The organism is Nitrosomonas communis (assembly GCF_900114745.1).
GTDB lineage: Bacteria > Pseudomonadota > Gammaproteobacteria > Burkholderiales > Nitrosomonadaceae > Nitrosomonas > Nitrosomonas communis_A.
In genome coordinates, this window is record NZ_FOUB01000136.1 from 1 (window position 1) to 3,817 (window position 3,817).

Here is a 3,817-nt window from a genome sequence, read left to right on the forward strand (position 1 = left end):
TAGTACTGATCAAATAATCCGTGTATAAATCTAAATACTTTGTTTTCATGCCAGGAATATACGCTATCAGCGTGGGGCTGCGTAACATCAGTTAAGATGTCTTGAAAAATTGTAAAAAGCGCAGCCTGTGCGGTGACGAACAGAGAATGAATACGGCGCAGATAAGTGCGGATGTGGATAATCACCCATATTGTTCCATTCCTAAATTGTCGGATAATTTGTCAACTTCGCCTTCCTCCTATTTTCACAGTATGTAGAGAGGTCAAAACTTGATTTTTTTCCAAATAATGTCGATCGCATTGTGCTCAAGTCGGAAAGTAGCTGATCATATTCCTTCTTGAGAACTTTATAGCACTCGCAAACTTCGGTCTCCAAGCGCGGTCTATCCAGCACCTTGATGTGGCCTCGCGAGTAATGGATTATGTTCTTGCGTTGCAATTTACCGGCCGCCTCAGTAATGCCTTCGCGGCGGACACCAAGCATATTGGCGATCATTTCTTGCGTCATTGTCAACTCATTCGATGGCACGCGGTCAAGGTATAATAGCAACAGACGGCAGAGATGCTGTTCCACAGAATGATGCTGATTGCACACAGCCGTCTGTGCGATCTGCGTGAGCAGCGCCTGAGAATAACGCAACATCTGATGCTGCATCGGCATAACATGATTGAATTCCTGTTTCAGCAAATTTTCCTTTAATCGGTAGGCATAACCAGCGCCCTGCACCACGGCAACATTTGACATGGTATTTCCACCCATTAAGTGGGACAGCCCGACTAGTCCCTCATTGCCGATTATCGCTATTTTGGTTGATTTGCCATCCTCCGTGAAATTGAGTAGGGACACGACAGAAGTAGTAGGGAAGTATACATGATTCAGTTCAAGGTCTGGCCCCCACAGCATTTCGCCCATCTGCATCGGCACCAATTCCAGATGAGGATGTAGTTGTTCCAATTCATCTATAGGCAGGGCAGCGAGGAGATAGTTCTGGTGTGGACTATGGGGAATCTGGGAATAAACAATAGACATAAGAAATCTCCTTTTAAGCTAAAACTGAGTTTAAGCTTAATCTGAATACACATAAAAAGATGATTATTGAACCGGCTAGAGCTAGATAAAGTTTTAAATATCAATTTATATTTAAAGCTAGAAACTTATCGCGTGAGTGCTGCTATAGTGGGCGGTAACTTAATACGAGATTAGACAGAATCAATAAGCTTTATTTTTTTAATAGAATATCGAAAAATATTGATTAGAAATATACGTGCAAGCACGTATATTTAACTCTTACTGATCCGTAACCAAGAATCTTTTTTACCTCAAAACATTTCAGCAAAAAATATTAGATGCGCATGGATAAACGGTTTCAGCTTGATTAATTATTAGGTGATTGCGGAAAAAATACAGGTTAAATACTTGAATAAGAAAAATTTATCCGTGGTCTTTTAATTCGAATGCCACTGGCTGGAGATAGAGACGAAAAATTGTCCCTGTGTAACATAATGTTTTATAATGATATTTATATAGAGTGTGCTGATTGTTTCGCCCAAGTGAGCACCGGACTTCGAGTCCCGCTTTCACAAAGCGTATATTTTTCTTGCATCTTGCATGGCGGTGGGTTGCTGATTTGCCCAACTGATCCTTCAGTTTCTTTTTTTTAAGTACGGGGGATAGAGTTGTATCACATAGTTTAAAAATTTATTAGGAAAAACCATTGTATATTTATGGGAATATATATTGCGTACTTTGCACCCAGGCTCATTTCAATAAAAAGGCATGTATATAAAATTATCGTCTGAATACGTATGGCTAGAAAGTTGCCTATTTATTCAAATCGAGCATTTTCCTCTATCATTTACTTAATTTGTAACTCCTAAATCAATTTTTATAGCCTAGCCACGCGTACAATTTTATTGTAGCTTTAAAAGAAACAATTAATTTCTTATATTAGTACTTATTTTTTATGCTCTAAGTCGATATTATGACACACTAAGAAATTGATCTTACTTTGATAAGAGGATTAATATATTAAAAACCATATTCTTAGTATGAGTAAAGATCAAAGTGTAGATGCTGGGGATTAGAACAAAATATTCCAAGTAAAGATAGATTGTGTATAAGATGTTTCCTGTAGCGAACGTATTCTCAGCATGGTTATTTCAAAAATAAAACACAACCTAAATTATTTAGCAAATAAAGAGGCAAAGTTAAGTTGTTTAATGGAGGTGCTATGATGAGAATGAATACTTTCTGGATAGTTGTATTGGCGCTTGGTTTTTTGTCTGGGTGTGCTCAAATGAGCCCAATAGTGAGTAATTACAGCAATGAAATTCGTGGTGCTGATGTGAGTTTCATTGACCCTAATAATCACAATGCTGTTGCCAAACATTATGAAGATGTGGCCAAAGAGATGAAAGCAAAACTGGAAGCGCAGAAAGAACAGCTCGATGAATATGAAAGACATAATTATTACTATGGAAGAAAAGGGCAAAACTTCCGCTCGCATACCTGGGCTAATATCAGACATTTAGAAAATTCTCTCAAAGAGAATTTGGAAGAGGCCGCCGTACATCGAAAAATGGCACAAGATCAACAAAAACAAGATGTCAGTCAGTTTAAGAGCTAAATAAATCATATACTCTCAATTAAATTTATAAGTATTTAGAAAAAAATATCTAACTTCCAGAAAATAAGAAATCCTAAAACAGCCGCGCTATAACTTGTAGATACGCGGCTTTTCTTCTTTGTATCTGCTTTTATTTTGTATACTAACGCTTCGCTTGGCCAGTGCTGCTTGTCTTTACCCTTATTGATGTAATCAGTTAAGGTAGCAATTTTACAAAATAGAGACAGCTAACTTGCCTCATAAATATCTGTAACTTATATAGTTTCTGCAAATTTATCTACATCAAATTATTAGTTGTCCACAATTTCTGTGGATAACTATGTGGGTAATTTATAAATACTGTTACTAAGATGGTTATTTGTAATAATCTTTTCTAGATCGATTAAATTTTAAACATATAAAAATATTATTTATAATCAAAATTTTATTATTTTATTGTTTATTTCTGTAGTTTTGATTGATGCAGGAGGCTTTTTAAAAAACAATGTGGATTACTTTTGGATGTCAAGAAAATATTCAATTCAATTGCATGCATTCCTATCGGAAATATTTAGATTCTGTTAACTAGAGTTTAGAGTTTCACACTTAAAGGAGAAAATCACCCAAAGATAAAAGAGTAACAAGCAACTTGACAAAGCAACGAAAAAATCGTTGCCGTCTTTCTTTTTAAATAGCTTTGTTTTTAAAAGCTATTTAAAAAGAAAGACGGCCTCTAGAAAGAAATGTCATTTCACTTCTGGAGGCCGCGATGAACGCAAAAGGATAGGCTGGTATCCCTAGCGAACGGTGTAATTGGATAATATTTTTAGCCAAAGCGCTACCCCTAAGATCAACGGGTACTTTTATCGAGCTGTTAATCGGGGCGATGTTGACGCCAACAGGATTTGGCACGGATGCGTATTGGATGCTGAGGATGCACAATCATTGGACGAGTTATTACAAAGGGTTGCAACAGGGAAAATGGTCATGGTTGGCGCCAGCACGGCAATTTGCGCGTCTGGCGTTAGCGAATGTGACACACGATGTGGTCCCTCTGGCGATGGATGAGACAGTAACGTTGCGCACTTCAAAAGAAGCGCCAGGCAGCCGGATTCATCACCGGCATAGCAACAAGGTCAATCTGTCTACATTTGTGCAAGGATAATATCGGGTCAATCTGGCAATCATCACTCGTCGGGCCAGCAAAGAACC

Annotated in this window: 3 protein-coding genes and 1 pseudogene; 2 read left to right on the forward strand and 2 right to left on the reverse strand. The window is 37.7% G+C overall.

Annotated features, from left to right (window positions below):
• Both BM122_RS24620 and BM122_RS20600 read right to left on the reverse strand, forming a co-directional pair.
• Positions 1–185, reverse strand: a 185-nt coding sequence (locus BM122_RS24620) for a hypothetical protein (RefSeq protein WP_218152201.1), incomplete at its 3' end; no start/stop codon positions are given.
• Positions 186–201: 16 nt separating this feature from the next.
• Positions 202–1,029, reverse strand: a complete 828-nt coding sequence (locus BM122_RS20600; RefSeq protein WP_074907465.1) for a Crp/Fnr family transcriptional regulator — start codon at positions 1,027–1,029, stop codon at positions 202–204.
• Positions 1,030–2,230: 1,201 nt separating this feature from the next.
• On the opposite strand from BM122_RS20600, the gene BM122_RS20605 reads away from it, so the two are divergent.
• Both BM122_RS20605 and BM122_RS26670 read left to right on the forward strand, forming a co-directional pair.
• A complete protein-coding gene (locus tag BM122_RS20605; RefSeq protein WP_143083578.1) occupies positions 2,231–2,626 on the forward strand; it encodes a hypothetical protein in 396 nt (131 codons plus the stop codon).
• 772 nt (positions 2,627–3,398) lie between these two features.
• Positions 3,399–3,767 (forward strand): annotated as a pseudogene (locus tag BM122_RS26670) (transposase); the annotation flags it as partial.
• Between the last annotated feature and the right edge of the window lie 50 nt (positions 3,768–3,817).

Excerpts from the sequence above, each read along its gene's own strand:
- BM122_RS20605 (WP_143083578.1), top strand. The coding sequence starts at position 2,231 with ATGATGAGAATGAATACTTTCTGGATAGTTGTATTGGCGCTTGGTTTT.
- BM122_RS20600 (WP_074907465.1), bottom strand. The coding sequence starts at position 1,029 with ATGTCTATTGTTTATTCCCAGATTCCCCATAGTCCACACCAGAACTAT.